This is a genomic window from Algoriphagus sp. NF (assembly GCF_028823735.1).
In the GTDB taxonomy this organism is placed as follows: Bacteria; Bacteroidota; Bacteroidia; order Cytophagales; family Cyclobacteriaceae; genus Algoriphagus; species Algoriphagus marincola.
Genome location: NZ_JAPEIB010000017.1, coordinates 28789 through 54478, shown reverse-complemented (window position 1 = coordinate 54478; position 25690 = coordinate 28789). Strand labels below are relative to the sequence as shown.

At 43.0% G+C, this 25690-nt stretch carries 18 protein-coding genes and 1 tRNA gene; 10 read left to right on the top strand and 9 right to left on the bottom strand.

All coding sequences use genetic code 11. From position 1 onward, the window contains the following. Positions 1-2: 2 nt before the first annotated feature. Both miaE and OU792_RS09995 read left to right on the top strand, forming a co-directional pair. Positions 3-614 carry a tRNA-(ms[2]io[6]A)-hydroxylase gene (miaE, locus tag OU792_RS10000; protein WP_208325317.1) on the top strand — a complete coding sequence of 204 codons (612 nt, stop codon included), beginning with the start codon at positions 3-5 and terminating at the stop codon, positions 612-614. Between the two features lie 92 nt (positions 615-706). Beyond that, positions 707-1951 carry an ABC transporter permease gene (locus OU792_RS09995; protein WP_100629965.1) on the top strand — a complete coding sequence of 415 codons (1245 nt, stop codon included), beginning with the start codon at positions 707-709 and terminating at the stop codon, positions 1949-1951. 63 nt (positions 1952-2014) lie between these two features. On the opposite strand, the gene OU792_RS09990 is transcribed toward OU792_RS09995, so the two are convergent. The 4 genes from OU792_RS09990 to OU792_RS09975 form a co-directional block, all read right to left on the bottom strand. Further along, a complete protein-coding gene (locus OU792_RS09990; RefSeq protein ID WP_274670082.1) occupies positions 2015-2449 on the bottom strand; it encodes a hypothetical protein in 435 nt (144 codons plus the stop codon). 62 nt (positions 2450-2511) lie between these two features. Further along, positions 2512-3693 (bottom strand): class I SAM-dependent rRNA methyltransferase, encoded by a 1182-nt coding sequence (locus OU792_RS09985; protein WP_274670081.1) that lies wholly within the window; start codon positions 3691-3693, stop codon positions 2512-2514. Next, entirely contained in the window at positions 3680-5077 is a 1398-nt protein-coding gene (locus tag OU792_RS09980) for a sodium:solute symporter family protein (RefSeq protein WP_274670080.1), read from the bottom strand. The genes OU792_RS09985 and OU792_RS09980 overlap by 14 nt, the downstream gene beginning before the upstream one ends. A gap of 5 nt (positions 5078-5082) precedes the next feature. Then, positions 5083-6702 (bottom strand): ABC-F family ATP-binding cassette domain-containing protein, encoded by a 1620-nt coding sequence (locus OU792_RS09975; RefSeq protein ID WP_274670079.1) that lies wholly within the window; start codon positions 6700-6702, stop codon positions 5083-5085. Between the two features lie 209 nt (positions 6703-6911). On the opposite strand from OU792_RS09975, the gene OU792_RS09970 reads away from it, so the two are divergent. From OU792_RS09970 to galE, 3 genes are all read left to right on the top strand, one after another. Beyond that, positions 6912-10001: a PKD domain-containing protein gene (locus tag OU792_RS09970; RefSeq protein ID WP_274670078.1), complete on the top strand. Its 3090-nt coding sequence runs from the start codon at positions 6912-6914 to the stop codon at positions 9999-10001. Positions 10002-10009: 8 nt separating this feature from the next. Beyond that, positions 10010-13147, top strand: a complete 3138-nt coding sequence (locus OU792_RS09965; protein ID WP_134202773.1) for a PKD domain-containing protein — start codon at positions 10010-10012, stop codon at positions 13145-13147. A 61-nt stretch (positions 13148-13208) separates the two neighbouring features. Further along, positions 13209-14216: a UDP-glucose 4-epimerase GalE gene (gene galE, locus OU792_RS09960; protein ID WP_134202772.1), complete on the top strand. Its 1008-nt coding sequence runs from the start codon at positions 13209-13211 to the stop codon at positions 14214-14216. A 40-nt stretch (positions 14217-14256) separates the two neighbouring features. On the opposite strand, the gene ggt is transcribed toward galE, so the two are convergent. Both ggt and OU792_RS09950 read right to left on the bottom strand, forming a co-directional pair. Further along, positions 14257-15954: a gamma-glutamyltransferase gene (ggt, locus tag OU792_RS09955; RefSeq protein WP_274670077.1), complete on the bottom strand. Its 1698-nt coding sequence runs from the start codon at positions 15952-15954 to the stop codon at positions 14257-14259. Between the two features lie 148 nt (positions 15955-16102). Further along, a tRNA-Asp gene (locus tag OU792_RS09950) sits at positions 16103-16176 on the bottom strand. 215 nt (positions 16177-16391) lie between these two features. On the opposite strand from OU792_RS09950, the gene OU792_RS09945 reads away from it, so the two are divergent. Genes OU792_RS09945 through OU792_RS09930 form a run of 4 tightly spaced genes read left to right on the top strand, consistent with a single transcriptional unit; the run spans position 16392 to position 19576 of the window. After that, positions 16392-17339: an acetyl-CoA carboxylase carboxyltransferase subunit alpha gene (locus OU792_RS09945; protein ID WP_024282861.1), complete on the top strand. Its 948-nt coding sequence runs from the start codon at positions 16392-16394 to the stop codon at positions 17337-17339. A 47-nt stretch (positions 17340-17386) separates the two neighbouring features. Continuing rightward, positions 17387-18226, top strand: coding sequence for an MBL fold metallo-hydrolase (locus OU792_RS09940; RefSeq protein WP_134202770.1), 840 nt, complete (start codon positions 17387-17389; stop codon positions 18224-18226). Then, entirely contained in the window at positions 18216-19019 is an 804-nt protein-coding gene (locus OU792_RS09935; RefSeq protein ID WP_134202769.1) for a patatin-like phospholipase family protein, read from the top strand. The genes OU792_RS09940 and OU792_RS09935 overlap by 11 nt, the downstream gene beginning before the upstream one ends. Next, on the top strand, positions 19016-19576 hold the full coding sequence (locus OU792_RS09930) for a 1-acyl-sn-glycerol-3-phosphate acyltransferase (protein WP_274670076.1): 561 nt from the start codon (positions 19016-19018) through the stop codon (positions 19574-19576). Before OU792_RS09935 ends, OU792_RS09930 begins: the two co-directional genes overlap by 4 nt. A 1-nt stretch (position 19577) precedes the next feature. Here the strand turns inward: OU792_RS09930 and OU792_RS09925 are convergent, their stop codons facing one another. Next, the gene (locus OU792_RS09925; RefSeq protein WP_026947462.1) at positions 19578-20102 is read right to left on the bottom strand and encodes a hypothetical protein; all 525 of its coding nucleotides are present in this window, start codon (positions 20100-20102) and stop codon (positions 19578-19580) included. Between the two features lie 169 nt (positions 20103-20271). On the opposite strand from OU792_RS09925, the gene OU792_RS09920 reads away from it, so the two are divergent. Next, positions 20272-21420, top strand: a complete 1149-nt coding sequence (locus OU792_RS09920; RefSeq protein ID WP_274670075.1) for a DUF4221 family protein — start codon at positions 20272-20274, stop codon at positions 21418-21420. 125 nt (positions 21421-21545) lie between these two features. On the opposite strand, the gene OU792_RS09915 is transcribed toward OU792_RS09920, so the two are convergent. Next, the gene (locus OU792_RS09915) at positions 21546-24179 is read right to left on the bottom strand and encodes a valine--tRNA ligase (protein WP_274670074.1); all 2634 of its coding nucleotides are present in this window, start codon (positions 24177-24179) and stop codon (positions 21546-21548) included. A gap of 125 nt (positions 24180-24304) precedes the next feature. After that, the gene (locus tag OU792_RS09910) at positions 24305-25684 is read right to left on the bottom strand and encodes a RagB/SusD family nutrient uptake outer membrane protein (protein WP_134202765.1); all 1380 of its coding nucleotides are present in this window, start codon (positions 25682-25684) and stop codon (positions 24305-24307) included. Positions 25685-25690 lie beyond the last annotated feature (6 nt).

Sequence of the window (25690 nt, the reverse complement as noted above, 5' to 3'; positions counted from 1 at the left end):
TGATGAGTTGGCAAGAAAGTACGAAAGAAAAAATGCTGAATCTCCAGCTACCTACAGATCCCCGATGGGTGGGAATAGCTGAGATGCAGATTGAAGATATTTTGGTTGATCATGCTTATTGCGAGCAAAAGGCGGCTTCCTCCTGCATTTCCTTGATCATCCGATACAATGATTTGGATGAACTTGTTGATACTTTGACTCCGATCGTAGCGGAGGAGTGGGGACATTTTGAGCGGGTCATGGAACAGCTTCGTAAAAGAGGGATGCGATTTGGGAAGCAACGAAAAGATGAATATGTGGCAAAGCTTAATGACTTTGTTCGCAAAGGGGGGAGCAGAAAAGATCAGCTGACAGAAGGATTACTCATGAATGCACTCATTGAGGCAAGAAGCTGTGAAAGATTCAAGCTTCTGTCCAAAAATATTGAGGATGAGGAGCTTCGGAAATTTTACTATGAGTTGATGATCTCGGAGGCTGGCCATTATGTGACCTTTATTGATTTAGCCAGAAAATACCAAGATCCTGAAAAAGTAAATAAGCGTTGGAAGGAATGGCTTGAATTCGAGGCTGAGGTAATGAAAAATATGGAGCTCCGAGGTGATCGAATGCATTAAGCAATATCTTAGGAAGTATCTTCGTGAAATGCTTATACTTATTGGCAGAAATAAATTTTGAATAAAGAAATTGTTCTAAAAGCGGACAGAATATGAATTTGATCGAAAATATGCGTGAGGCGACCAAGTCAGTGCAGGTGAATATCCTGCGGACAATTTTGACTGGTGCCATCATTGCCATTGGGATTTCTTCCTTGGTTGGAATGTTGACAGCCATTGACGGAATCAAAGCACAGATTGCCGAGAGTTTTTCTGGATTGGGTGCCAATACTTTTGACCTGCGAAATAGGGGGTTTTCCGGAGGTAGAGCCATCCAAGAAGGGGAGAAGGAGAAGACCTATCCGATCATTACTTACAAGGAATTCATGGAGTTCAAGAATGAATACTCTGCCTATGGGATTTCCACAGTTTTCACCCGAGTGTCGGGTTCCGCTGAGGTTAAAAGGGACTCTAAAAAGTCTGATCCAAATGTTCGAGTAGTAGGAGCCGATGATAATTATCTTTCTATCAAGGCCATTAAGTTGGATGCAGGGCGAAACTTTTCAAATGTCGAGATCCGCTATGGAAACAATGTCTGCATCATTGGAAAGGAGATCAAGGAGATACTATTTGAATCAAACGAGAATCCAGTCAATGAAAAGATAACTGTCTATGGCCGACCTTATACCGTAATTGGGGTATTGGAAGAGCAAGGAGGCGTAGGTAATGATCAAGGAGCTGATCGTCAGATATTGATTCCTGTGGAAAATGCTTCTCGACTGGATCAACGTGGTACCTTCCGATATCAGGCTACTTCCGTGGCTTCTGGACCGGATAGATTGGAGTATGAAATGGGTCAGGCGATTGGGATTATGAGAAAAATCCGTCAAGACAGAGTAACTGAAGAGGATTCTTTTGAACTGACAAAAAGTGAGTCTGTGGCTGAGAGCTTGGAGGAAGTAGCAGGTTACTTGCGAATTGGAGGTTTTGGAATCGGGTTTATCACCCTTTTGGGTGCATCAATTGGTCTTATGAATATCATGCTCGTTTCAGTTACCGAGCGAACTCGTGAAATTGGAATCCGGAAAGCTTTGGGCGCAACTCCACTTCGGATCCGTCAGCAGTTTTTGATCGAGGCAATTGTGATTTGCCTTTTTGGTGGAGTGGTAGGCGTTTTACTGGGGATTACCATCGGAAATGTCATCGCCAACTTCATTGGCCCAGGAGGTTTCTTGGTGCCGTGGCTTTGGATGTTTGTGGCATTCGTGATTTGTGTGGTTGTTGGCTTGCTCTCGGGATATTTCCCCGCTTTCAAAGCAAGTAAATTGGATCCAATTGAATCCCTTCGATACGAATAATCAAAAAACCCGCTGAAAACTTAATTCCAGCGGGTTTTTTTGACTTTAATTTTTTTAATAAAACTATCCCAACCAAGCGCTCCAAGGTATTCTGCTGAGAATAAGCACCAAACCCACAGCGTAAAGCATGTAAATACTTCTGAATTTTGCTCGGGATGTTTGAGCCTTTTTAGCACGGCTGTAGCCGATAGTAATTAGCACAATCGCCACGATGTTGATAAGTGGATGCTCCAAAGCCGTCAATCTAGCAGCAGGATCAGACATAGCTCCTCCGCCTTGTAGAAGCGATAGTCCTACTGGACTCACAAAGTAAAGAATCAGGCCAAGGAGTAATTGGACATGGGAAAGGATGAAAGCAATCAGTGCTATTTTTCTGTCTTTTTCTGTAAACTCACGTCCACTGAGTGAGCCGATAAGCATTAAGAAGATCACGACTATTAGTGCGATGAGCACTAAGTAAGCCAGTCCGGAGTGTGCATGTTGTAATCCTGTGTACATAGTTCGAATTGTTTGTGTGAAAATAGCTGAAAATGGAAAAAGGTTTCCAAAAAGACCGAAAATTAGTCGACAAATAGCACTAAGCCTTTGAGGTACTCTGTCTCAGGGTGGAAAATATTGATTGGATGATCTGCAGGTTGCGAAAGCTGATGAAGTATTCTAGTTCTCCTGCCAGTTTCCATGGCAGCTGCTGTGACTGTATGCGCAAAAAGGTTTTTGTCCACTACCTGAGAGCATGAAAAAGTAAATAGAATTCCCCCTTTTTTAATTCGTTTGAGAGCTTCTGCATTCAGTCGTTTGTAAGCCTGAACCGCATTGTGGCGGGCTTTGATGTTTTTGGCAAAAGCCGGAGGATCCAAAACGATAATATCATAATCGTCTCCTATTTCACGGATGTATTTGACTACATCGGCCACTTTGGATTCGTGCCTGCCTTTGATCTCAGGATTGAGCTTGATGTTTTCTTCTGTGAGCTCGATGGCTTTGGCCGAAATATCCACCGAATGAACTTCTTCTGCACCTTCTAGAAGAGACAAAACTGAAAAACCTCCTGAATAACAGAAGGTATTAAGGACTTTCTTCCCCTTGGAATAATCCGCCAAAAGCTTTCTGTTTTCTCGCTGATCGATAAAAAAGCCTGTTTTCTGACCTTTATCCCAATCAATCCGGTAGGTGGCTCCGTATTCTTGAACCAAATCTGTATCCGGACTACCATAAACCCAATTGTTTTCATGGATTCCAAAATGCTTGGGCAGTGTCTCAGAGCTCTTATCAAAAATAGCTTTTAGCCTTTTACCATAGCAATTCTGCAGCGCTTTGCTGATGTTTTCCAGATGCTGGTGCATCCCAATTTGATGACATTGGATCACGGCTGTGCCATTGTAAAAGTCTATAATCAAGCCGGGTAATAAATCACCTTCCCCGTGAATCAAACGGTACACATTGGTATGGCTGCTATCTGTCAAGCCCAAGCTGTTTCGTAGTTGAAAAGCGGACTGGATTTTTTCATCCCAAAAATTCTGATCAATTTCTGATTTTTCGAAAGAGATCATTCTTACCATGATGGAACCATTGGAAAAGTGTCCGATTCCTAAGAATTCTCCTCCTCTTGAATAGACACTGACAAGCTCCCCGTTTTCCAGATCGCTTTCTTGCTCAGCAATAGCGCCTGAGAATACCCAATGATGCCTTCTTTTAAGAGAGATTTCTTTTCCTTTTTTGAGGATGATTTTAGGATAGTTCATGGGATTGAATTTTTGATTTGGGAAATAGAAAACTTCCGATGACCATTCCCAAAATACTGCCTGCCAAGCCAAACAGATGGGTGGCTATATCGGAAGGAATGAAATTCATGAAAAGGTAAGTAAGCATTCCTGCAATCATAGACAAAAATGCTCCGCCTCGAGAGGCTTTTTTCCAATAAAAGCCTGCCGTGAGCGGTACAAACAGGGAAACCAACATCAAAATGGAAGCTCCAGCAACCAGATCGTAAATATTTGATTTCCAACTAGCCATAATGGTAGCGATGATTGCCACCAAAACTACATTGATCCTTAGAATCCAAAGGAAGTGCTTGTCTGATAAATTTTGTCCAAAATAGGGTTTGATGATATTTTCTGAAATGATAGCAGAGGGAGCTAGCAGGCCAGAACTAGTGGTACTCATAATGGCCGAAATTAGGGCTCCGAAAAAGACAATTTGAATGGGTAATCCGCCGTGCTCGAGAATCATTCTTGGTAGGAGCATTTGATTATTGTCTAGGGATAGTTCGGGATAAAGCACACGAGCACCCAAGGCAATAAACAATGGAAGCAAACCAAATGACAAATAGAATATTCCGGCCAAATAGGTAGACTGTACCGCTACTTTTTGACTTTTGGCAGACATCACCCGCTGGTAAATATCTTGACTGGGTATGGAACCTAAGCCCAAAATCATCCAAGCTCCTAGGTAATTGAGCCAAGCAGTGGGAGTGGCGTCAGGAATGAATCGAAAGCTGCCCTCAGGTGCTTGATCGATCACATTAGAAAAGCCTCCCGCTTGTTTGGCAACCATGACTGCTACCCATAGTAAACCAATGACAATAACTGTGGTCTGAATGAAATCGGTAATGGAGATGGCCCACATTCCTCCTAGAAAGGTATAAAGAACGACCACTCCGGCTGCGATCATAATTCCCTGAAATATGCTAAGGTCTGTGACTGCACCTAAGACTAAACTCAAAGCAACCAATTGTGCAGCAACATAACCGAAATATGCCGGAATCATAAAAATGGATGCTGTCAGTTCTACTTTCCTTCCGTAGATTCTTCCAAAGACGTCCCCGATGGTCAGGACATTCATCCGATACATGGGCTTCAAGTAAAAAGCTCCAAAAAGAATCAAACAGAGAGCGCCTCCAAAAGGATCTTCTATTACGCCAAGAAGTCCTTCTTCTAGGTAGACCGAGGATGCTCCAAAAATTGTTTCTGACCCAAACCAAGTGGCGAATAGGGCGGAAGCCGAAAGGAAGAGGGGTAGAGACCTGCCTGCTAGGACAAAATCCCCCGAGTTTTTGACAAGCCGTGAGGACCAGATGCCGATCCCCACGGTGATTGCCAAATAAACGATGATGGCCGTCAGTAACAACCCGACTAGCCTTTAGCGTACATCTTTTCCCGCAAGGCTTTTATTTCCTCACTTTCCAAGTAATCATCATAGCTAGTCCGTCTGTCAATCACACCATTTGGAGTGAATTCTACTACTCTATTGACCGTGGACTGCACAAACGCATGGTCATAGGAGGAGATGAAGACTGTCCCGTTAAATTCAACCACGGCATTGTTAAATGCGGTGATGGATTCTAGGTCAAGGTGATTGGTAGGTTCATCCAAAACCAGGAAGTTTGGATTTTGAAGCATCATTTTGGAAATCATGCAGCGGACTTTTTCACCTCCTGAGAGCACTGTACATTTCTTCAAAGTCTCCTCACCTGTGAAAAGCATTCGACCTAAAAAGGTTCTGACATAAGCTTCTTCCTGATTGCTGGAATATTGCCGCAGCCAGTCGATGAGGTTCAGGTCAGAATTAAAATACTTGGAATTTTCATTGGGTAAGTAGGCTTTATTGATCGTGACCCCCCATTTGAAAGTGCCTTTGGTAGGCTTTTGCTCTTCCATGATGGTCTCAAAGAATTTGTTGACCGCTTGCTTGGTTTTGGAGATGAAAGCGATTTTATCGCCTTTGTCCACCATTAGATTTACATCTGTGAAATAGGTCGTTCCATCTTCCACCAACTCTAAACCCTCAGACATGAAAATCTGATCTCCAGCTTCACGCTCTGGCTTGAAAATGATGCCCGGGTATTTTCTAGAACTTGGCTCAATGTCGTCCACGTTCAGTTTTTCAAGCATTTTCTTTCTTGCGGTTGCCTGCTTGGACTTGGCTACATTCGCAGAGAATCTTGCAATAAATTCCTGAAGTTCCTTCCGCTTTTCCTCCGCTTTTTTGTTTTGATCAGATCGTTGCTTGAGTGCAAGCTGTGACGATTCGTACCAGAAAGTATAGTTTCCTGAGAAGATTTTAATCTTACCAAAATCAATATCTACGATGTGCGTTGAGACCTCATCCAGGAAGTGTCGGTCGTGAGACACGACAATGACTAGGTTCTTAAAATTGATCAAGAAGTCTTCCAGCCAAGCAATGGTTTCTGCATCCAAGTCGTTGGTCGGTTCATCAAGAATCAGGATATCTGGATTGCCGAAAAGGGCTTGAGCGAGCAAAACCCGAACTTTTTGATTACCAGCCAGTGCTTTCATAGGCTGATAATGTATGTCTTCGGATATGCCTAGACCAGAAAGTAGTGCTGCGGCATCAGATTCTGCATTCCAACCATCCATTTCCGCAAATTCGGCTTCGAGTTCTGATGCACGAATGCCATCTTCTTCCGAAAAGTCTGGCTTCATGTAGATCGCATCTTTCTCCTCCATGATGGAGTAAAGTTTTTTGTGACCCATCAACACGGTCTTCAGTACCTCTATCTCATCGAATTCGAAGTGATTTTGCTTCAAAACAGCCATCCGTTGGCCGGGGGTGATATGAATACTTCCTGAGGTACTGTCGATTTCACCGGAGAGGATTTTCAAAAAAGTGGATTTCCCTGCTCCATTAGCTCCGATGACCCCATAGCAGTTTCCAGGTGTAAATTTTAGATTTACATCTTCGAAGAGGGTTCGTTTTCCAAACTTGAGGGAAAGATTATCTACAGAAATCATGGTACTAGTTGTGTTTTTTTTGAAGGCGCAAAGATAGGAATAAATATTTCCTTGACTATTTATTCTCCTCCGCTAATCAATCCATTTCAGTGCTTACAAGAAGCAGATAACATTTTTCAGTCTCTATGCTTATATTGATCGGGAATTTATGCTGCTGAAGCCGGATGGGAAGATTTTACCTACTCACTATATTTATTTTAATTTTTTCTGTGTCTTATGCTGTTAAAGCTCAGGTTTCCACAGTTGGAACGGAGTTTTGGGTAGGCTTTATGGATAATAACAGGATCCCCCCGAGTAATGGAGGTTCAGGTGCGCCGGATTTTGCAGTCTTGATCATCACAGCTAATGAAGATGCCGATGGAAGTATTGAATACCTTGGCAGGACGGCCAATTTCTCTTTGAATGCAGGGCAACAATACACGCTTCGTGTTCCTTCGGAGGACTTGGATTTGCTACACCGTAGTTCAGCTGTTACCCAGAATAAGGGGATTTATATTTCCAGCACAGGGAAAATTGCAGTCCATGCCTACAATGAACGTTTTCGAAGTGCGGACGGAACAGTCATTTTACCAGTTTCAGCCTTGGGTACAGATTATTTTATCACCTCCCACTATGAAACGCTCACTGCCAATGTCAATTTCAACGGAAATATCAATGATGAAAGTACGCTTTTGGTCATCGCTACTGAAAATGACACGGAAGTAGAAATCACCCCTTCTGTCGGCAATATTGGTGGTGGCCCTGCTGGAGCTCCCTATACCATCCGGCTGAATCGGGGACAAAGCTATCAGCTTAAAGCAAAAGCTGATTTGACGGGTTCTCGGGTACGAGTGATTGGTGCCGATGCCAATGAATGTAAAAAGATCGCTGTATTTGGAGGAAATAAATGGACTTCAGTTGGGAATTGTGGGGAGGCAAATGATCACCTCTTTCAGCAAGCTTATCCTATCAATACTTGGGGTAGTTCCTTTGTGCATGTAGCCCTATCTGGCCGGACTTCGGGTGAGCTAGTGAAAGTCCTAGCTGCTGAAGATGGAACAGAAGTAAGAGTAAATGGGGCCTTGGAAGGGACTATTGACCAAGGAGAATGGTTGCCGCTTGAATTTGGAATCAATGAGCATGGTAAGATAGAGACGAGCAAACCTGCATCAGTTTCGGTTTTTTCAAAAAGCCAAGCCTGTAACGAACCGACTGCACCTGGATCGACTACAGGAGATCCATTTATGATCACTTACAGTCCCAGCGAACAATTTTTGAAGCAATTAACATTCATCTCTTTGGACTTGCCTTCCATTGTGAATCATTATGTAAATGTGGTGGTCCGAGCTGGAACGCAGGATGGTACCATATTGGATGGACAAAATGTAGGTGGAAGGTTCTTTCCCTTGCCAGGAGATCCTAATTTTTTGTATGCCAGAATCAATATCTCACAAGGTGTTCACCGCTTGACAAATCCGGATGGATTTGCTGCCTATGCCTATGGATTTGGCGAACTGGAGTCTTATGGATATGCGGCTGGGGCAGCTTTGGATAATCTAAACTTTGAAACTCAGGCGAATTACGAATTTGACGTCTCAGGAGATAATGTGGCTTGTCTGAATCAACCTGGAGATTGGATCATCAACTCTGAAAATCCTGATTTCAGCTATTTCGTCTGGGACTTTGGGGATGGAAGTAATTTGCAAGAGGGTCAAGAGGTAAATCATACATTTAGTCAGGCTGGTGAATATGAAGTGACTGTTTTAGCAGCTTTGAGTCCTAATTCCTGTGATCAACAAGAGGAAGTAACCTTCACTGTGACGGTATTGGATTCCTCAGGAGAGGTAGTCGGTTCTGAATCGGCCTGCCCCGAAGTGGAGGAGCTGCTTTACACCTTTGAAAATTTTGAAAATGTAGAACGGGTTGAGTTTGAAGTCGATGGGGGAGAGTTGACGGAAATCAATGAGCTATCCGCTGTCGTCAGATGGGGTGTAGCTAATGATAATGCAAGCCTAACAGTGACGCCTATTTCCCTTAATGGCTGTCCCGGAGAGCCAATTACATACCCTGTTGTAATCAATCAACGAATAGACGCGATACTAGCTGAAGGACCGGAGCAAGTTTGTTTTGATCCTGCTGCTTTACAAACCTACACCGTACCAAACGGACCTACAGGAAGGTCTTACACTTGGACCGTGACAGGAGGACAAATCATCAGTGGGCAAGGAAGTCCTGAAATTGAGGTTAGCTGGGATCAACCGGATATCACAGGTGAGGTTTCATATACTGTTAGAAGTTTAATCGATTCCCTTTGCGAGGGTGAATCAGGAACCCTTGATGTGCGAGTTGAATCTGAATTTTTGGTTTCAATCGAGGAGCTTATTCCGGTGAGTTGTTCGGGTTTTGAAACAGGGGCTATTGACCTCGAAATCCAAGGAGGAGTAGGGCCCTATGAAATCGAATGGTCCCATGACGGCAATCTACAACAGGAGCGGGCAGGCAATTTATCAGTTGGTACCTACACGGTGAAAATCACCGATCAACTAGGCTGTGAAAGATTAATAGAAAATATTGAAATAGTTGAACCCTTACCTCTTGAGCTTCAATCTCAAAACCCCGTAGGTGTGTCTTGTTTTGGAAAACCTGATGGCTCAATTTCTTTAAGTATTACCGGAGGTGTTTCTCCGTATACTATTGATTATGAAGGGGTAAATACTTTTTCTGGAAATCTTCAATTGAGTGATTTACCACAAGGACTTTATGATTGGGAAGTGGTAGATGCAAATGGTTGCGTCTTACCAATTTCCTTTGAAATCACCTCCCCACCTGCGCTAGAGGTGGAGGTAAGGCTGGAAAAGCCTGCCTGCCCGGGTGGGAGCAATGGAGAACTATTTGCCTTCCCGGCTGGAGGCCAGGCCCCATATGTGTATGACTGGGACGGTCAAGGGAGTGGAGAACTACTAACAGGTCTCTCAAAAGGAACCTATAATGTATCTGTGATCGATAGTCAAGGTTGTGTCAGTTTGGGGAATGGAGAGGTGGTAGAGACTGCCCCGCAGGTAAGAATGCCAACCGGGTATAATCCGGAAGATGGCTCTCTTTTCGAAGGTATTTCTAATTGCGAGGTAGAATTTGAACTATGGATCTATAATCGCTGGGGACAATTAGTGTATCAAGGGTCTATAGGTTGGGATGGTTTTCTTGAAAATGGGCAAGAAGCTCCAACCGGAAATTACTCCTATTTGGCGCGCTATTTATTCCCTCTTGAAGATCAAGTCCAAACACTTGAAAAGCGTGGTGGTTTCCTTTTGGTTAGGTAAATTTGACTATGATTAGAAGAGTGTGGGAGAGTAAGATGAGTGTAGGTAAAAGGTTGATAGCCTTGTTGCTTATGCTTTTGCCATTTTTATCCCATGCCCAAATCAGCACCATCGGTAGGGAGTTTTACATCGGCTTTATGGATAATAATCGTCGGAACTCTCAGCCCGATCGGGTAGTCGTAATCATTACAGCGGTAGAGGAAGCAGCCGGAACTATCCAGACTCCCCGCCAAAGCATTACTTTCGACTTAGAGCCTGGGGAGCAACTGATTCGCGAATTTGACGGAGATGGGGAAGGGGTAATTCATAGGGGAAGTGGAGCTGTAGATTTCAAACCATTTAAAGTTACTAGCTCAGGAGATTTGACTGTTCATGCCATCAATGGGCGAGAATATAGTACAGACGGAACGGTTATTCTACCAACTACCGCTCTGAGCAGTGAGTATTTGGTCATGGCGCACTATGATGTGGTTGATCCGAGTTTGGATCCTGGAAGTAATCAGAACTTCGAAAGCACTCTTTTGGTGGTAGCCATCGAAAATGATACGCAAGTTGAAGTAATTCCTACAGCTCCAACTGTCAATACAATTCCAGCAGGAGCACCCATTCAATTCACTCTGAATGCAGGTGAAAGCTATCAAATCAAAGCCAACGGAGATCTGACCGGGTCACGAGTTCGAGTACTAAATGCCACCTCAGATTCCTGCAAGCTTTTGGCAGTATTTGGTGGGAATAAGACCTCAAGTGCGGGAGATTGTGGTACCAGTGGAGATCATATTTTTCAGCAAGCTTACCCACTCGAAAGTTGGGGCAAAGAGTATATACACGTTCCACTAGCAGGTCGGACTTCGGGAGAAATTGTCAAAGTTTTGGCTGCTGAGAATGATACTGAAATTCGGGTAAATGGAGTATTAAGAGCTACCCTTGATGCACGCGAGTTTACCCGTTTTGAATTTGCCAAGGATGAGTTGGCACTGATCGAAACTTCAAAGCCTAGCTCGGTTGCCGTAATTGCAAAAAGTGGGGCTTGTAATGAATTTGGGGTGGCTCCCTTGGGTGATCCAACGCTTTTTCTTCTTAGTCCCAATTCGCAGCAACTGGAAAGCATTACCTTTTCAACAGGAAAGCTAATCGGTGGCTTCAATCAAGATATTGAGCATTTTGTTACGATTCTCGTAGAAAGTGATGCCGCCAATCAAACCATTTTAAACGGGCAAGCCGTAGGAAATCAATTTCAACCTGTTTTGAATAGTGATTTTTCCTATGCTCGAATCAAAGTCCCTTTTGGGGTGAATACGCTTTCAAATCCTGAGGGCTTCATTGGATATGTTTATGGCTCCGGGTCGATTGAGTCCTATGGTTTTGCGATAGGGGCCAGTTTGGAAAATGTACAGTTTGAAACCGAAACCATCTATGATTTTGAAGTGGTGGGAGATCGGGTGGCTTGCTTGGATCAAGAGGGTTTATGGGAAATATTCCCAGACGATTCCCGCTTTGTTGATTTTTCCTGGGACTTTGGAGATGATTCAGATTTGAAGGATGGAAAAGCCGTCAATCATACCTTCACCGAGCCAGGAGATTATGAAGTTACTGTTTTTGCATCCACAGGAGATGGCTCTTGCGGCAGCGAAACAGAATTCAATTTTGAGGTGACTGTGGAAGATATTGGAGCAGAGCTTTCTGGTCCAACTTCTCTTTGTCCAGAAACGGCGAGAGTGCGGTACTTTTTGGAAGATGAAGTGGGCGTTTTTGATGTGATTTGGGAGGTAGAAGGGGGAACCTTTTCTGAAGTAAATGATCTGGAAATAGTAGTTGATTGGGGTATTGCCAACCCTGCCGCCTATGTTCGAGCAATACCTGTAGGTGAAAACGGGTGTCAAGGCCAAACTTTAGATCTAGAAATATCTTTGGATGACTCCATTACGCCTGATTTACCGGAAGGGCAATTAGGACTTTGCGGAACCAATACCGGACCTTTTGATTATTTGGTTCCTTTTCCACAAGCAGGAAAAGAGTATGAATGGTTTATTACGGGAGGAAGCATCATTGGTAATACGATTTCGGAGTCTATTCAGGTAGAATGGGATCCAAATTCTCCGACAAGAACTTTGTTTTACGAGGAGCGATTGCCGGGTGGAGGTACATGTTTTGGAACCTCTGAAGTTTTGACCGTGGATCAATTCCCTGATTTATCTGTGGAAATTGGTTCAATAATCAGCCCGTCCTGTCCAGGTGATTCTGACGGTCAGATCGATTTGGCAATATCCGGAGGTTCTGGACTTTTCGAATTTGAATGGTCCCATGATCCGGATCTCAACGATAGCAAAGCTGAAGGCCTTCCCTCTGGAAGCTACCAAGTGCTTGTTCGGGATTTGCAAGGTTGTGGCGATTTCCCTTTTGAAGTTGAAATTCAGGATCCTGCTCCCATAGAATTACTTTCTATTAGCCAAAGCAGGCCCTTATGTAAGGCAAGTGGTGACGGTCAGGTTTTCTTAGAAATGGTAGGAGGGACGGCTCCTTTTACTGCTTTAGGAAATCAAAGCGAATGGAATTCTGGGATTTTAACTGTTTCGGGGATTGCTGAAGGAGAATTCAATCTACTTGTCCAGGATGATAATGGCTGTACCTTCCCCGTTCAAGGAATAATGGAGGCTCCAGAAGCTTTGGAAATCAGTTTTGAACAACTTAGTCCGGGATGTCCGGGCGGAGTAGATGGAGCAATCAGAGTGATTCCTACAGGAGGAACAGCCCCTTATCAGATAATTTGGGAACAAGGCGGGAATTCAGATGTTCTTGAGTCGCTCTCATCGGGAGAATATGGTGTCAGGATAATAGATGCAAATGGCTGTGAAGTCAGCGGGGTAGGTATCGTTCCCGATGCTCGCCCGGCTGTCCGCATGCCAACTGGGTTTGATCCACAAGATGGTCCATACCAGCCAGTTTCCAACTGTAGTATCTCTTATGAGCTGTTAATTTTTGATCGATGGGGACAATTGCTGTTTTCTGGAGTTGAAGGCTGGAATGGGCTTTTCAAAGGCGAATCCATGCCTGCAGGAGTGTATATCTACTATCTCAATTATGAATATGCTTTAGAGTCGGGCCTTCAGACGGATCAAATTCGTGGGTCATTTACTTTGATTCAATAATTACATTTTTATCCATGCTTTCTCTTAGTATTTGATACTTTTGTTAAGCAATTTTTGAAATATGAAGAAAATTTTAATTACAGGTGGAGCAGGATATATTGGCTCCCATACAGCAGTTGAATTGATCAATTCAGATTTTGAACCAATAATCATTGATGATTTCTCCAATTCTCAGGAAAGTGTTTTAGATAGATTGGAAGAGATTACAAGTAGAAAGATTACCTGCTATCAAGGCGATTGTGCAGATAGGAGTCTTCTGGATCAGGTGGCCAAAGACCATCAACTGAGTGGGGTGATTCATTTTGCCGCTTTCAAAGCAGTGGGAGAAAGTACAGAACTCCCCTTAAAATACTACCGAAACAATCTGGTTTCCCTCATAGAGATTATGGAATTTATGCGGGATCATAAAATCCAGGATTTGGTCTTTTCTTCCTCCTGCACTGTCTATGGTCAGCCAGACATCCTTCCTGTCACAGAAGCTACTCCTCGAAAGGATGCTGAAAGTCCCTATGGAAATAGCAAAAAAGTATGCGAGGATATGTTAGTAGATTTTGTGAAAAGCAAGCCAGGTATTCGAGTCATCTCGCTCCGCTATTTCAATCCTGTGGGAGCTCATCCAAGTGGTAAAATCGGCGAACTCCCTCAAGGGAAGCCAAATAATCTAGTCCCATTTGTAACGCAAACAGCAGCCGGTATTCGCGAAAAATTGACCGTATTTGGAGATGATTACGATACGCCTGATGGCTCCTGTGTAAGAGACTTCATTCACGTGATGGATCTTGCCGATGCCCATGTCAAAGCCTTAGCTTACCTGGATGAAAAACAGAACAATTTCTATGATGTGTTTAATGTGGGTACTGGGAAGGGAGACACTGTCTTGCAGGTCATCAAAACTTTTGAAGAAGTCACCAATGTCAAGTTGAACTATGAAATTGGTCCTAGAAGACCTGGTGATGTGGTGAAAATCTGGGCTGATACCAAGAAAATAAATGAAGTGCTTGGTTGGTACCCAAAATACTCACTTGCTGATTCCATGCGGGATAGCTGGAACTGGCAAAAAGGACTCTAAAACCAAAGCCCTTTGATTACAGTTCAAAGGGCTTTCATTTTTAATATCCTGCAGCTTGTCCGTCTTTTCTGGATTCTGAGGCTCCGTAATAAACTTTCCTTACGGGATCAAATTTGATAGCCTGATAGCCTCCAAAGGCTCCAACGCTGAATTCAACCCGATGGCCCATTTCTTCCAATTTTCGAATAACCTCATAAGAAAAACCACTTTCCAAATTAAGCGAACCTCCAGAAGTCATTTTCGATCCGGTAGGTTGGGAGGAACCTGTATGTCGCATTCGAGGAGCATCTCCAGCTTCTTGTATATTCATTCCAAAATCGATGATATTGACCAAAATTTGGGTATGACCCTGAGGCTGCACTGCCCCTCCCATCAATCCAAAACTCATAAAGGGTTCTCCATCTTTAGTGACAAAAGCTGGAATAATGGTGTGAAAAGGTCGCTTTCCACGAGCCAATGAATTCCAGTGATCAGGGTCTTGAACATTGAACATTTGTCCTCGATTTTGAAGTACAAAACCCAGTCCGTCTGGAACCATACCTGAGCCAAATTCATCATAGATACTTTGGATAAATGAAACCATATTACCCTCTGAATCTGCGACCGTCAAATAGGTGGTATTTCCTTTTTCCAAATCTCCGGCAGGGTATTCTCTGGAGGCTTGATTCAGGTCGATTAGTTTTCTGCGCTCAGCTGCATATTCTTTGGAAATCAAGTATTCGACAGGAATTTCATTAAATTCAGGGTCAGCATAGTATTTTGCCCGATCTTCGTAGGCGAGTTTTTTAGCTTCTGTAAGTACATGGAGATACTCCGCACTTCCGAAGCCCATGGACTGGAGGTCAAAGCCTTCCAGAATATTGAGCATTTGCAGAGCGGCGATTCCTTGACCGTTCGGAGGCAGTTCCCATACATCATATCCCCGGTAATTGGTGCTGACGGGTTCTACCCATTCAGAGGTATGGTTTTTCAGATCTTCATAGCTCAAATACCCGTCATTATCCTTCATAAACCGATCGATGGTCCTCGCAATTTCTCCTTCATAAAAGGCTTCTTTTCCACCTTTGGCAATCATATCATAAGTCCTTGCCAAGTCTGGGTTTTTGAAAATATCTCCTTTTTGGGGAGTAGTTTGGCCATTTGGCATGTAGGTAGCTTTGAAGCCGGGAATATCCTTCATTCGAGGCCAGTCATCATTCATTTGCCAAACAATGATTTCTGAAACTGGAAATCCATTATTTCCATAATCAATTGCCGGTTGAAGGATTTCTTGCATGCTAAGTTTTCCAAACTTTTCGTGAAGTTCGAACCATCCATCTACAGCTCCGGGCACTGAGACAGGGAGAGGTCCTAAGAAGGGGGCGTATTGTAGACCTTTTTCTTTAAAGACTTCCATGGTCAAACTTGCTGGAGCCCGACCACTGCCGTTTAGCCCATAGAGCTTTTTTTCTTTGGCATTCCAAACGATGGCAAATACATCCCCACCGATTCCACAGGCATGCGGCTCAACTAGGCCCAACATGGCATTAGCAGCAATAGCCGCATCGACAGCGCTTCCGCCTTTTTTAAGAATGTCAAGGGCGGCTTGTGTCGCTAGGGGTTGGCTGGTAGCCACCATTCCGTTTTGAGCAAGAATTTCTGACCGCGTGGCGAAGTTTTTACCTGTTACACGGTCTTGGGCTTTTAGTCCTGAATTAATTAGGAAAGAAGTAAGAATTAGAATGGTGAAGTATCTCATCGCTTAAAATCTATTTTGAAACGATATTATTTGAATCACCAAAGTTAGGCAAGAGATTATATTCTAATGGAAAAAGAAAGTGTTGAAGGTATATCATGTTGGTAGGTCTATAAACGAAAAAAGTCCCAAATTTCTTTGGGACTTTAAGCGGAACGGACGGGACTCGAACCCGCGACCTCCTGCGTGACAGGCAGGCATTCTAACCAGCTGAACTACCGCTCCATTGTTTTTTTGATGTCCTTCTCGTTTGAAGTGATGCAAAGGTAGGTATTTCGAGTTTTTCCGCAATACCTCTACCAAAAAAAATTTTCAATAAAATCCTATCCTGTTCTTTTTCAGGTAAATAATTTTTAAAATTTTTTCAATTATCCGATTTCCTACAAAGAGTTTTTCTCTAAAGTAGATTCCTTATCTTTGTTTTATCAAAAACCAATCAAATGGTATTAGAATTCGAAAAACCAATTGCTGATTTAGAGCAAAAACTCCAGGAAATGAAGGATTTGGCCAAGGGTAGAAATATCGATTTAAGTGCCGATATTGAATCCCTGGAAGAAAAGATCCAAAATTTGAAAAAGGAAACATTTGAGAATCTGACTAGATGGCAGCGAGTTCAGCTTAGTCGCCATGCAGACCGACCTTACGCGCTTGATTATATCTATGAGATCACCAATGACTTTATTGAGCTGCATGGAGATCGCAGTGTGAAAGATGACAAAGCGATGATTGGTGGTTTGGGAGATATTGATGGCCGGACGGTGATGTTTATAGGTCAGCAGAAAGGAAGAAATACCAAGCAAAGACAGGAACGAAACTTTGGGATGGCCAATCCAGAGGGCTACAGAAAGGCACTACGCTTAATGAAAATGGCTGAGAAATTTGGTAAGCCGATCGTTACGCTAATTGATACACCTGGAGCATTTCCAGGACTTGAGGCTGAAGAAAGAGGTCAGGGAGAAGCGATTGCAAGAAATCTCAAGGAGATGTTTATGCTGAAAGTACCCGTCATTTGTATCATTATCGGTGAGGGTGCATCAGGTGGCGCACTTGGAATCGCCATCGGAGACCGGGTCTTTATGCTAGAAAATACTTGGTACTCAGTTATTTCTCCGGAATCATGCTCTTCTATTTTGTGGAGGTCTTGGGATTATAAAGAGCAAGCAGCAGAGGCATTGAAGCTTACTGCAAACGATATGAAGGGAAATGGATTAATTGATGATATTATTCCTGAGCCCCTAGGTGGTGCACATCGCGACTTGAAAACCATGTCCGAAACGATCAAAGACACTATCTTAAAAACCTTAAAAGAACTCGATAAACAAAAGCCCGAAAAACGAATCGATCAACGAATCGAGAAGTTTTGCTCGATGGGTGTCGTCGTCGAATAAATCTTCCATCCCGAACTTTCCGGTTCGGGATTTTATTTTGAAATACTATGGAACTGTACACTGTCAATACCGGATTTTTCAAACTGGACGGAGGGGCCATGTTTGGTGTAGTGCCTAAGGTTCTCTGGTCCCGTACAAATCCTGCAGATGAAAATAACCTCTGTACATGGGCTATGCGCTGCCTCCTCGCAGTGGATGGGGACAGAGTTGTGCTTATCGATAATGGAATAGGTGAAAAACAGGATGCCAAGTTTTTCTCTCACTACTACTTGCATGGAGATGACTCTCTGGAGAAATCCCTGAAAGCCCTTGGAGTAGGTTTTCATCAGATTACTGATAATTTTCTGACACACCTGCACTTTGACCACTGTGGAGGCGGAGTCAAATATGGTTCTCATGGCCAATATGAAATGACTTTTCCTCGTGCGACTTACTGGAGCAACCCGGATCATTGGAAGTGGGCGACCGAACCCAATCCGCGGGAAAAGGCTTCTTTCCTCAAGGATAATATCCTTCCTATGCAGGAATTGAATCAGCTGGATTTTGTGGATTTGAAAGAAAAGACCCTTTTCCCGGGATTTGACTTTATCACTGTTGATGGTCATACAGACAAGCAAATGCTTCCAAAACTCAGTTATAAAGGAAAAACTATTGTGTTTGTGGCAGATTTGCTTCCTTCAGTAGGACATATTCCGATTCCCTATGTGATGGGCTACGATACCCGTCCTTTGTTGACCATGGATGAAAAGGCTAGGTTCCTCGAGGAGGCAGTTGACAACGATTATATCCTATTCTTTGAACATGATGCAGTGGATGAATGCTGTACACTAAAGCGTACTGAGAAAGGGGTACGTGTAGATCAAACTTTCCGACTCGATGAAATCTAATTTAAAAATCGGTGTTGCCCTTTCCGGAGGGGGAGTGCGTGGAATTTCTCACTTGGGAGTACTTCAAGGACTGAATGAAGCAGGAATATTCCCTACTCATGTCAGTGGTACCTCAGCAGGAGCAATTGCAGGAGCCATGTATTGCGAAGGGTATTCACCTACGGAAATTCTCAAGATTATCGTGGAGACAAATTATTTTAAGTTTCTTCGACCTGCCATTTCTTGGAAAGGTATTCTGAAAATGAGCAGTATTGAAGGACTTTTTCGAACTTATTTGAAGCATAATGATTTTTCCCAACTCAAAACCCCGCTGACTGTAGCTGCTACAGATATCAAAAAAGGAAAAGCAGTTTATTTTTCAGAAGGAGAGCTCATTGCTCCAGTGATGGCTTCCAGTTGTATTCCCGGGATGTTTGAGCCAATTGTGATTGGAAACCGATTCCTAATCGATGGAGGAGTGCTAAATAATCTGCCGGTAGAGCCTCTGGATGGAACTTGTGATTATGTGATTGGGGTCAATTGCAATCACCTACCTGAAGAAAGCGATATCAAAAATATGAAGCGATTGATTGAGCGATCGGTTATTATGTCGATGAATTATAATGTCTACAGCCGTCAGGCAAAGTGTGATTATTTTATCGAGGCTCCTGGACTGGGGAAGTTTGGTGTCTTTGATATCAAAAAAGCTTCCGATTTATTTCAGGCAGGCTATGTAGAAACACTTCGATACATCGAAGAAAACCCTTCCATTTTGGAATTGAAAAACTCTGGTGAAAAATCCCTATCAGCATGATGAAGTTGCTCTCAAGATTTGTGTTTTGGATTACAGGCTGGACAATGAAAGAAGCTTGGCCTGAAGGTGTGAAGAAGGCCGTATTGATCGCTATTCCTCATACATCCAATTGGGATTTATTGTACGCTCGGGCCGCCTTCTTTTTGATGGATATTCCTGTGAAATATACCATTAAAAAGGAAATTATGGTTGGGCCTTTAGGTTGGCTCTTAAAGGGCTTGGGAGGCATTGCGATTGATCGAAAGCGAATCCCGGGTGGAAAGAAGCAAACCTATACCGAAGCCATGACCCAAATGCTCAAAAATTCAGACGACTTGGTCATCATGGTTACCCCTGAAGGAACAAGAAAAGCAGTCAAGCGATGGAAAACTGGTTTCTACCACATTGCATTAGGTGCAGGAGTACCTGTAGTAGTAGGATATCTAGACTACAAAAAGAAAGAAGCTGGAATAGGTCCAGTGATTTATCCAAATGGAGACGTAGACGGGCAAGTTGAAGAGCTGAAGGCCTTTGGTAGAACTGTCACACCCAAGCACCCTGATAAGGGGATAATATAGCCTAGTGGCTTTTGATCAGTAGATTCAGATAGTCTTTGAGAATTCGAAACTCCTGATCGTCAACTTTACCATCAGCCCATACTTTTTTGATCAATTCATAGAGACCGGTGTACTCCTCTTGAATCTTCCTGTTCTCTTCGAGTTCTAGGAATGTTTTGAGTTTGTAAACCTCCTGATCGTTGATGTCCCCGCTGGAAAGTATTCCTTTGAACATCCCATTGATAAAAATCTGATCAGGCTTATCGATTCGTTTTTCACTTCCAATACTCTCAAGAAATTGATCCAGAGTTTCTTCGATTTCGTCGAGTTCTTCCACTGAGATTTTACCAGAATCGATCAGTGGCCTGATTTTAGAATAGAGTTTTTCAAATGGTCCATAGCTGCACAGGCCTTCGTGCTCATTACACCATTCTTTTAGTGCTGCATATTCGTTTCTAGTGACCACTCCATCTAGGGCTACCCCATAAATGAGGCCTGCTAAATCCTTGGCTGCGTTGTGATAATTTGGGTTATTGGGTTTTTCCATTGTTAAAAAGATTTGATCATAATTTACATGGTATTTTTTATAAATACCTGTTCAAAAGGACTTTGCTGTTTAAATATTTTAACAAAAAAATCCTTTTTCAAAATCAAAAAAGAAGAGAATAGTGTGTAAGTTGACCAAGGATTTAATTTTAAACCTTTACTCCTCAACTATGCGCAATGGAATATTCGTTTTTTTGATAAGCTTGTTTTTGGCTTCATGTGGTGGGAATGATGGGGAAAAAACTGAGCTTTCGGACAGCTTTACAGTTTCACTGGACACGGTAATGGTGGATGCGGGAGAGGAGTTTATTTACCTTCAAGAAAATCTTTGGTTGTCGAAACTAAACCCTGATAGACGCTATTTGATAAATTTCAATCGAGAGGACGCAATTGCCGAATGGATTGATTTGGATGAATTGAAGTTGAAAAAGGTGTTACAATTTGACAAAGATGGCCCCAATTCTATCCCTCAATATACCTCTGGATTTTTGATCAATGAGGACGAGAATATCCTTTTTTGGAACTATCGGTTTTATAACATTTTCGACCAAAATGGACAATTAGTCCGAGATCTGGAGCTTGAAAAAATAGCTTCTGATCTTTTGAGCAGTTCAGATATTTATCCAAATCAATTTTTTATGGACCCGGAAAATCCTTCACGGACGATCGGTTTATTTATCAAATGGGAAGAAAGTAAGTATTTGATGATTGATTTTAACCTAGAATCTGGAGAATTCAGGGAGATCGATTTGCCTCAACTTGAGAAAATAAAAGAATATAAAGTAGATATTGTCTATGATGGAAATATGGCGGGTAGCTATGGTCCAGGAGTTTATTCTACCAGAGTGGGTAGCAAAATATTTCTATCAACAAATACCTATAATGAGGTTCAGGTTTTTGATTTAGAAACAGATAGCATTACGGTCAAAACATGGGATACTCCTTTGCTAGGAGCCAGGCGAGCCTACTTGCCACCTAGTCAAGTAGATGGTCAAACGGGTGAAATCGAAGAAATCGTCAGGAATGCAGAATCTGATATTACTTATGGACCGTTATTCTGGAACCCAGATGAAGAAAAGTTTTATCGCTTCTCTCACAAAAACTACTTTGGGGAAGAAAAGACCGAATATGGGAGATACATCCCCACTCGAGCAGATGTTTACTTAAGCGTCTTCAGCAAGGATCTTAATTTAATCAAAGAGGCCCTTATACCGGAGTTAATTCAGGAGCCCAAACGACATTTTGTGAAAGGTGATCAAATCTGGATTTTCGAGAATATCGAGGATGAAGTAGGGTTTGTGAGGCTTAGTGTGGAGTAAAACTCTCTTGTTTCCTATCCTAAATTTGACATCTATTAATCCTAAAAAAAATCCAGAACCTGACGGCACTGGATTTTCTTTTTCATATTTGCTTAAAATCTTCGAGGTCTTAAAGACCTCAAAGATTAACCTAATTTGGCTAGACTTTCCTCCAAGGCTTTTATTTTCGCCTCTGCATCTGCCTGTTTTTTCTTTTCATTCTCTACTACCTGAGCGGGTGCCCCGGCTACAAAGCGCTCATTAGATAGCTTCTTCATCACAGAGTTCAAAAAGCCTTTGGTGTATTCCAGCTCTTTTTGAAGATTGGCTTTTTCCTCTTCCAAATTGATGGAGTCTCCCATGGGAACGAAGCATTCGTCTGCTTTGACCACGAAGCTCATCGCATTTTCTACCTTGGATGCGAAATTCAAGGAAGATAAATTGGCCAGTTTGACTAGTAAGGATTCAAAGCGCTGATACAATTCCGGACGCTTGGTATTGATCGTTAGGTCCAAAGCTTCTTTGGGAGACATCCCTTTGGAAGCTCTCAAATTTCTGACTTGAGAAACCACCTCGAATACTTGGTTGGCTTCCTCTGTGATTTTAGAGTCGAAAGGTTTTGCTTCCGGCCATTTCGCCAAAATCAAGGATTCTTCCACTTTCCTGTCTTGAATTTGATGCCATATTTCCTCCGAAATGAAAGGCATAAACGGATGAAGTATCTTTAAGATATCCTCGAAAATCTCAATGGTCTTGTTGTAAGTCGCCTGATCAATAGGCTTCTGATATTCTGGCTTGATCATTTCCAGATACCAGGAGCAGAAGTCTCCCCATACCAATTTATAGGTAGCCATCAGGGCATCGGAAATTCTGAATTTCTCAAAGTGATCATTGATCTCTGCCAAAGCTTGATTGAAGCGGTTTTCAAACCAATGGATTGATGAAGTATTGGCCGCACCGCCCAAATTGGAATCAATTTCCCAGCCTTTCACCAATCTGAAGGCATTCCAGATTTTGTTGGCAAAATTTCTTCCCTGCTCCACGAGCTTATCATCGTATGGAAGATCGTTTCCGGCAGGGGAGGAGAAAAGCATTCCTGTTCGGACTCCATCCGCACCATATTGTGCGATCAGCTCCAGTGGATCCGGGGAATTACCCAAAGACTTGGACATTTTTCGGCCCAGTTTATCCCTTACGATTCCAGTCAGGTACACATTTTTGAAGGGCTTTTCACCCATGTATTCATAGCCGGCGATGATCATTCTTGCTACCCAGAAGAATAGAATTTCTGGAGCAGTCACCAGGTCATTGGTTGGGTAGTAGTATTTCAGTTCTTCGTTTGGCTTACCGGTGGTAAAGATATCTGTGTCAAATACAGAAATCGGCCATAGCCAAGAGCTAAACCAAGTATCCAACACATCCTCATCTTGCTTGAGGTCGTCCAAGGTGTAGCTGGAATCATACTCAGTTTGGGCAATTTTAAGTGCTTCCTCTTTGGTTTTGGCAACCACAAATTCTCCATTGGGAAGATGGTAGGCAGGAATCTGATGTCCCCACCAGAGCTGACGGGAAATACACCAGTCCCGGACATTTTCCATCCAGACCCGGTACATGTTTTTGAACTTGGGTGGATGAAGTTGGATGAGATCTTCCATCACAGAGCTGAAGGCCGGCTTGGTGATTTCATCCATTTTGAGGAACCACTGCAAAGAGAGCTTTGGTTCGATTACGGCATCCGTTCTTTCTGAATGTCCTACGTTAGACTTGTAGTCTTCGACTTTTTCAAGCTGACCGACTTCCTCTAACAACTTTGCGATTTTCTTTCGGGCGATAAATCGGTCTTCACCCACGAGAATTTGAGCTTTTTCATTGAGTGTTCCGTCATCATTGAGGATGTCAATAACTTCCAGCTTGTGTTTTATTCCCAATTCATAGTCATTGATATCATGAGCAGGAGTCACTTTTAGACAACCTGTACCAAATTCCATATCCACATATTCGTCCTCGATGATAGGGATGGCACGATTGATCAGGGGAATGATGGCCTTTTTACCCTTTAAATGGTTGAAGCGGGGATCATTAGGATTGATACAAATCGCAACGTCGGCCATGATAGTCTCTGGTCGAGTAGTCGCAATGGTCAAAAACTGACCTTGTGATCCTTCGATTTGGTATTGGATGTAGTAAAGTTTGGAAGCGATCTCCTTGGTGATCACTTCATCATCCGACAGGGCCGTTTGGCCTTTTGGGTCCCAGTTGACCATACGGATGCCTCGGTAGATTTTTCCTTTTTTATACAAATCCACAAAAACAGAAATCACGGCATCGCTCAAGCCTTCATCCATGGTAAAGGCAGTACGATCCCAATCACAGGAAGCTCCCAGTTTCTTTAGCTGCTCAAGGATAATTCCTCCATACTTTTCTTTCCACTCCCAGGCATGCTTGAGAAATTCCTCACGTGATAGGTCCTTCTTTTCGATCCCTTTTTCTTTTAGCAGTTGCACTACCTTGGTTTCGGTAGCGATCGAGGCATGGTCGGTACCAGGTACCCAGCAAGCATTTTTGCCTTGCATGCGGGCACGTCGAATCAAGACATCCTGAATCGTATTGTTCAGCATATGACCCATATGCAATACGCCAGTCACATTAGGAGGAGGGATGACGATGGTGTAGGGTTCCTTGTTAGGATCAATTTTGGAAGCAAAAAGTTTGTGCTCCATCCAATACTCATACCACTTGGCTTCAGTGTTACTTGGATCGTATTTGCTGGCAATAGACATTCTGGTGATTTTTTTTGATTGGCAAAAATAGTGGAAAAAGGGGAAAAGGCCTTGTAGCTTTGCTATTGCTGAAAAAGAAAAAGACCGACAAAATTGCCGGTCTTTTAAGTCAATTTATTCGAGGATTAATTTCCTACATACTCCTCCCAGCTCAATTCAGCCTGAGGATGAGGGAATTGGGTAAAGATTGTTCCTCCGTCGAAGTCGGTTGGAATTTCACTCAATCTATTGTAGCGACGGGCATCGATCCATCGGTGTCCCCAAGGCTCTGCCCAAAGCGAATAGCGTCTCTGATATAAGATTTCATCAATCAAGGCTGCTTGTGTGGTAGCTCCTGAGTAATCTCCAAGGCCTGCGGCATTTCGGATGATATTGATTGCTTCCACAGCTTCTGATGATTGATTCAAGTTAGCATGCGCTTCTGCTTTTAAGAGAATCAATTCCTCATTTCTGATGAATGGAATTGAAGCAGTGTTAGAAGCCCAACGTGCATCTTGGTGAGTTCCTACCAAAGTACCTGCATCTGTAGAAACCGTTACAGGGGTATCTCGCTCCAAGAACTTGGAAGCTACTCTCAAGTCACCTGGTGTGGCATCTTCCAAAACAGATGGATGTACCACGATGATGGTATTGACGGCAGCATTTGGTACATAAAATAATGGGTTGAAAATATCGGGTGCCGCTCCATAAGGATGGGCAGGACCGGCATTCAAATCGCCATTTAGGTCCATAAACGAAGCGTTCAAAGCTGTCAGAACTCCCTGCCAATCCTGACGATAAGCATTAAGTCTTGCAGTGATAGCACGATTTACTTGGCGAAGACCTTCGATAGTATTGAATCCATCAAAGCCTCTAGTCAAGGTGAACGGAAATGCTCCTGAACCTGCAGAACCTAAGGCTGCATCACCTTCATCCAAAATGGCCTTGATTGCATCCAATGCCTGTCCATAAGGTACGAAGGGACCTGGGTTCAAAGGATCAGATACATCAATTCGGATTCCATTTTCATAGACGAAGTTGGCTGGAATCATGTATTGATATCCTTGGATTGTTTTAGCAAAACCGCTTACCGCACTTCTGGCAGAAGCAGATATATTCTCGGTATTCTCCGAAGCAGTTACCAAGACATTGGCTTGATTGATGGCCTGATAGGGAGAAGCATAAGAGCCACCACCCGTGTTACCAAAACCGAAATAAGATCGATCAGGAGTTCGGCCATTTTGTCCTAGCCAGTCAGTCTGGAATCGAGGATCGGAAGCATTGAGGTACCAAATCTCCCGACCAAAGGTATTCCAAGCTTGCGAAACGTTGGTGACATAACCTCTGTGTCTTGACTCGAGTCCTGTGATCAAGAATTGTATTTGTTCCCGTGTTGCATTGTCTGATACAGATCCTACCGATGGGTTGTTTGGATCTTGTATCTCGTCTAATTGTAGGGGATTACATGCTGCAAGTACACCTGCAACTGCAATCACTTTACTGATATTTTTAAGTGTGTTTTTCATGTTGTT

Excerpts from the sequence above, each read along its gene's own strand:
- OU792_RS09995 (WP_100629965.1), top strand. The coding sequence starts at position 707 with ATGAATTTGATCGAAAATATGCGTGAGGCGACCAAGTCAGTGCAGGTG.
- OU792_RS09990 (WP_274670082.1), bottom strand. The coding sequence starts at position 2,449 with ATGTACACAGGATTACAACATGCACACTCCGGACTGGCTTACTTAGTG.
- OU792_RS09945 (WP_024282861.1), top strand. The coding sequence starts at position 16,392 with ATGGTATTAGAATTCGAAAAACCAATTGCTGATTTAGAGCAAAAACTC.
- OU792_RS09930 (WP_274670076.1), top strand. The coding sequence starts at position 19,016 with ATGATGAAGTTGCTCTCAAGATTTGTGTTTTGGATTACAGGCTGGACA.
- OU792_RS09985 (WP_274670081.1), bottom strand. The coding sequence starts at position 3,693 with ATGAACTATCCTAAAATCATCCTCAAAAAAGGAAAAGAAATCTCTCTT.
- OU792_RS09940 (WP_134202770.1), top strand. The coding sequence starts at position 17,387 with ATGGAACTGTACACTGTCAATACCGGATTTTTCAAACTGGACGGAGGG.
- OU792_RS09975 (WP_274670079.1), bottom strand. The coding sequence starts at position 6,702 with ATGATTTCTGTAGATAATCTTTCCCTCAAGTTTGGAAAACGAACCCTC.
- OU792_RS09935 (WP_134202769.1), top strand. The coding sequence starts at position 18,216 with ATGAAATCTAATTTAAAAATCGGTGTTGCCCTTTCCGGAGGGGGAGTG.
- miaE (WP_208325317.1), top strand. The coding sequence starts at position 3 with ATGAGTTGGCAAGAAAGTACGAAAGAAAAAATGCTGAATCTCCAGCTA.
- OU792_RS09910 (WP_134202765.1), bottom strand. The coding sequence starts at position 25,684 with ATGAAAAACACACTTAAAAATATCAGTAAAGTGATTGCAGTTGCAGGT.
- OU792_RS09965 (WP_134202773.1), top strand. The coding sequence starts at position 10,010 with ATGATTAGAAGAGTGTGGGAGAGTAAGATGAGTGTAGGTAAAAGGTTG.
- OU792_RS09920 (WP_274670075.1), top strand. The coding sequence starts at position 20,272 with ATGCGCAATGGAATATTCGTTTTTTTGATAAGCTTGTTTTTGGCTTCA.
- OU792_RS09925 (WP_026947462.1), bottom strand. The coding sequence starts at position 20,102 with ATGGAAAAACCCAATAACCCAAATTATCACAACGCAGCCAAGGATTTA.
- OU792_RS09915 (WP_274670074.1), bottom strand. The coding sequence starts at position 24,179 with ATGTCTATTGCCAGCAAATACGATCCAAGTAACACTGAAGCCAAGTGG.
- ggt (WP_274670077.1), bottom strand. The coding sequence starts at position 15,954 with ATGAGATACTTCACCATTCTAATTCTTACTTCTTTCCTAATTAATTCA.
- galE (WP_134202772.1), top strand. The coding sequence starts at position 13,209 with ATGAAGAAAATTTTAATTACAGGTGGAGCAGGATATATTGGCTCCCAT.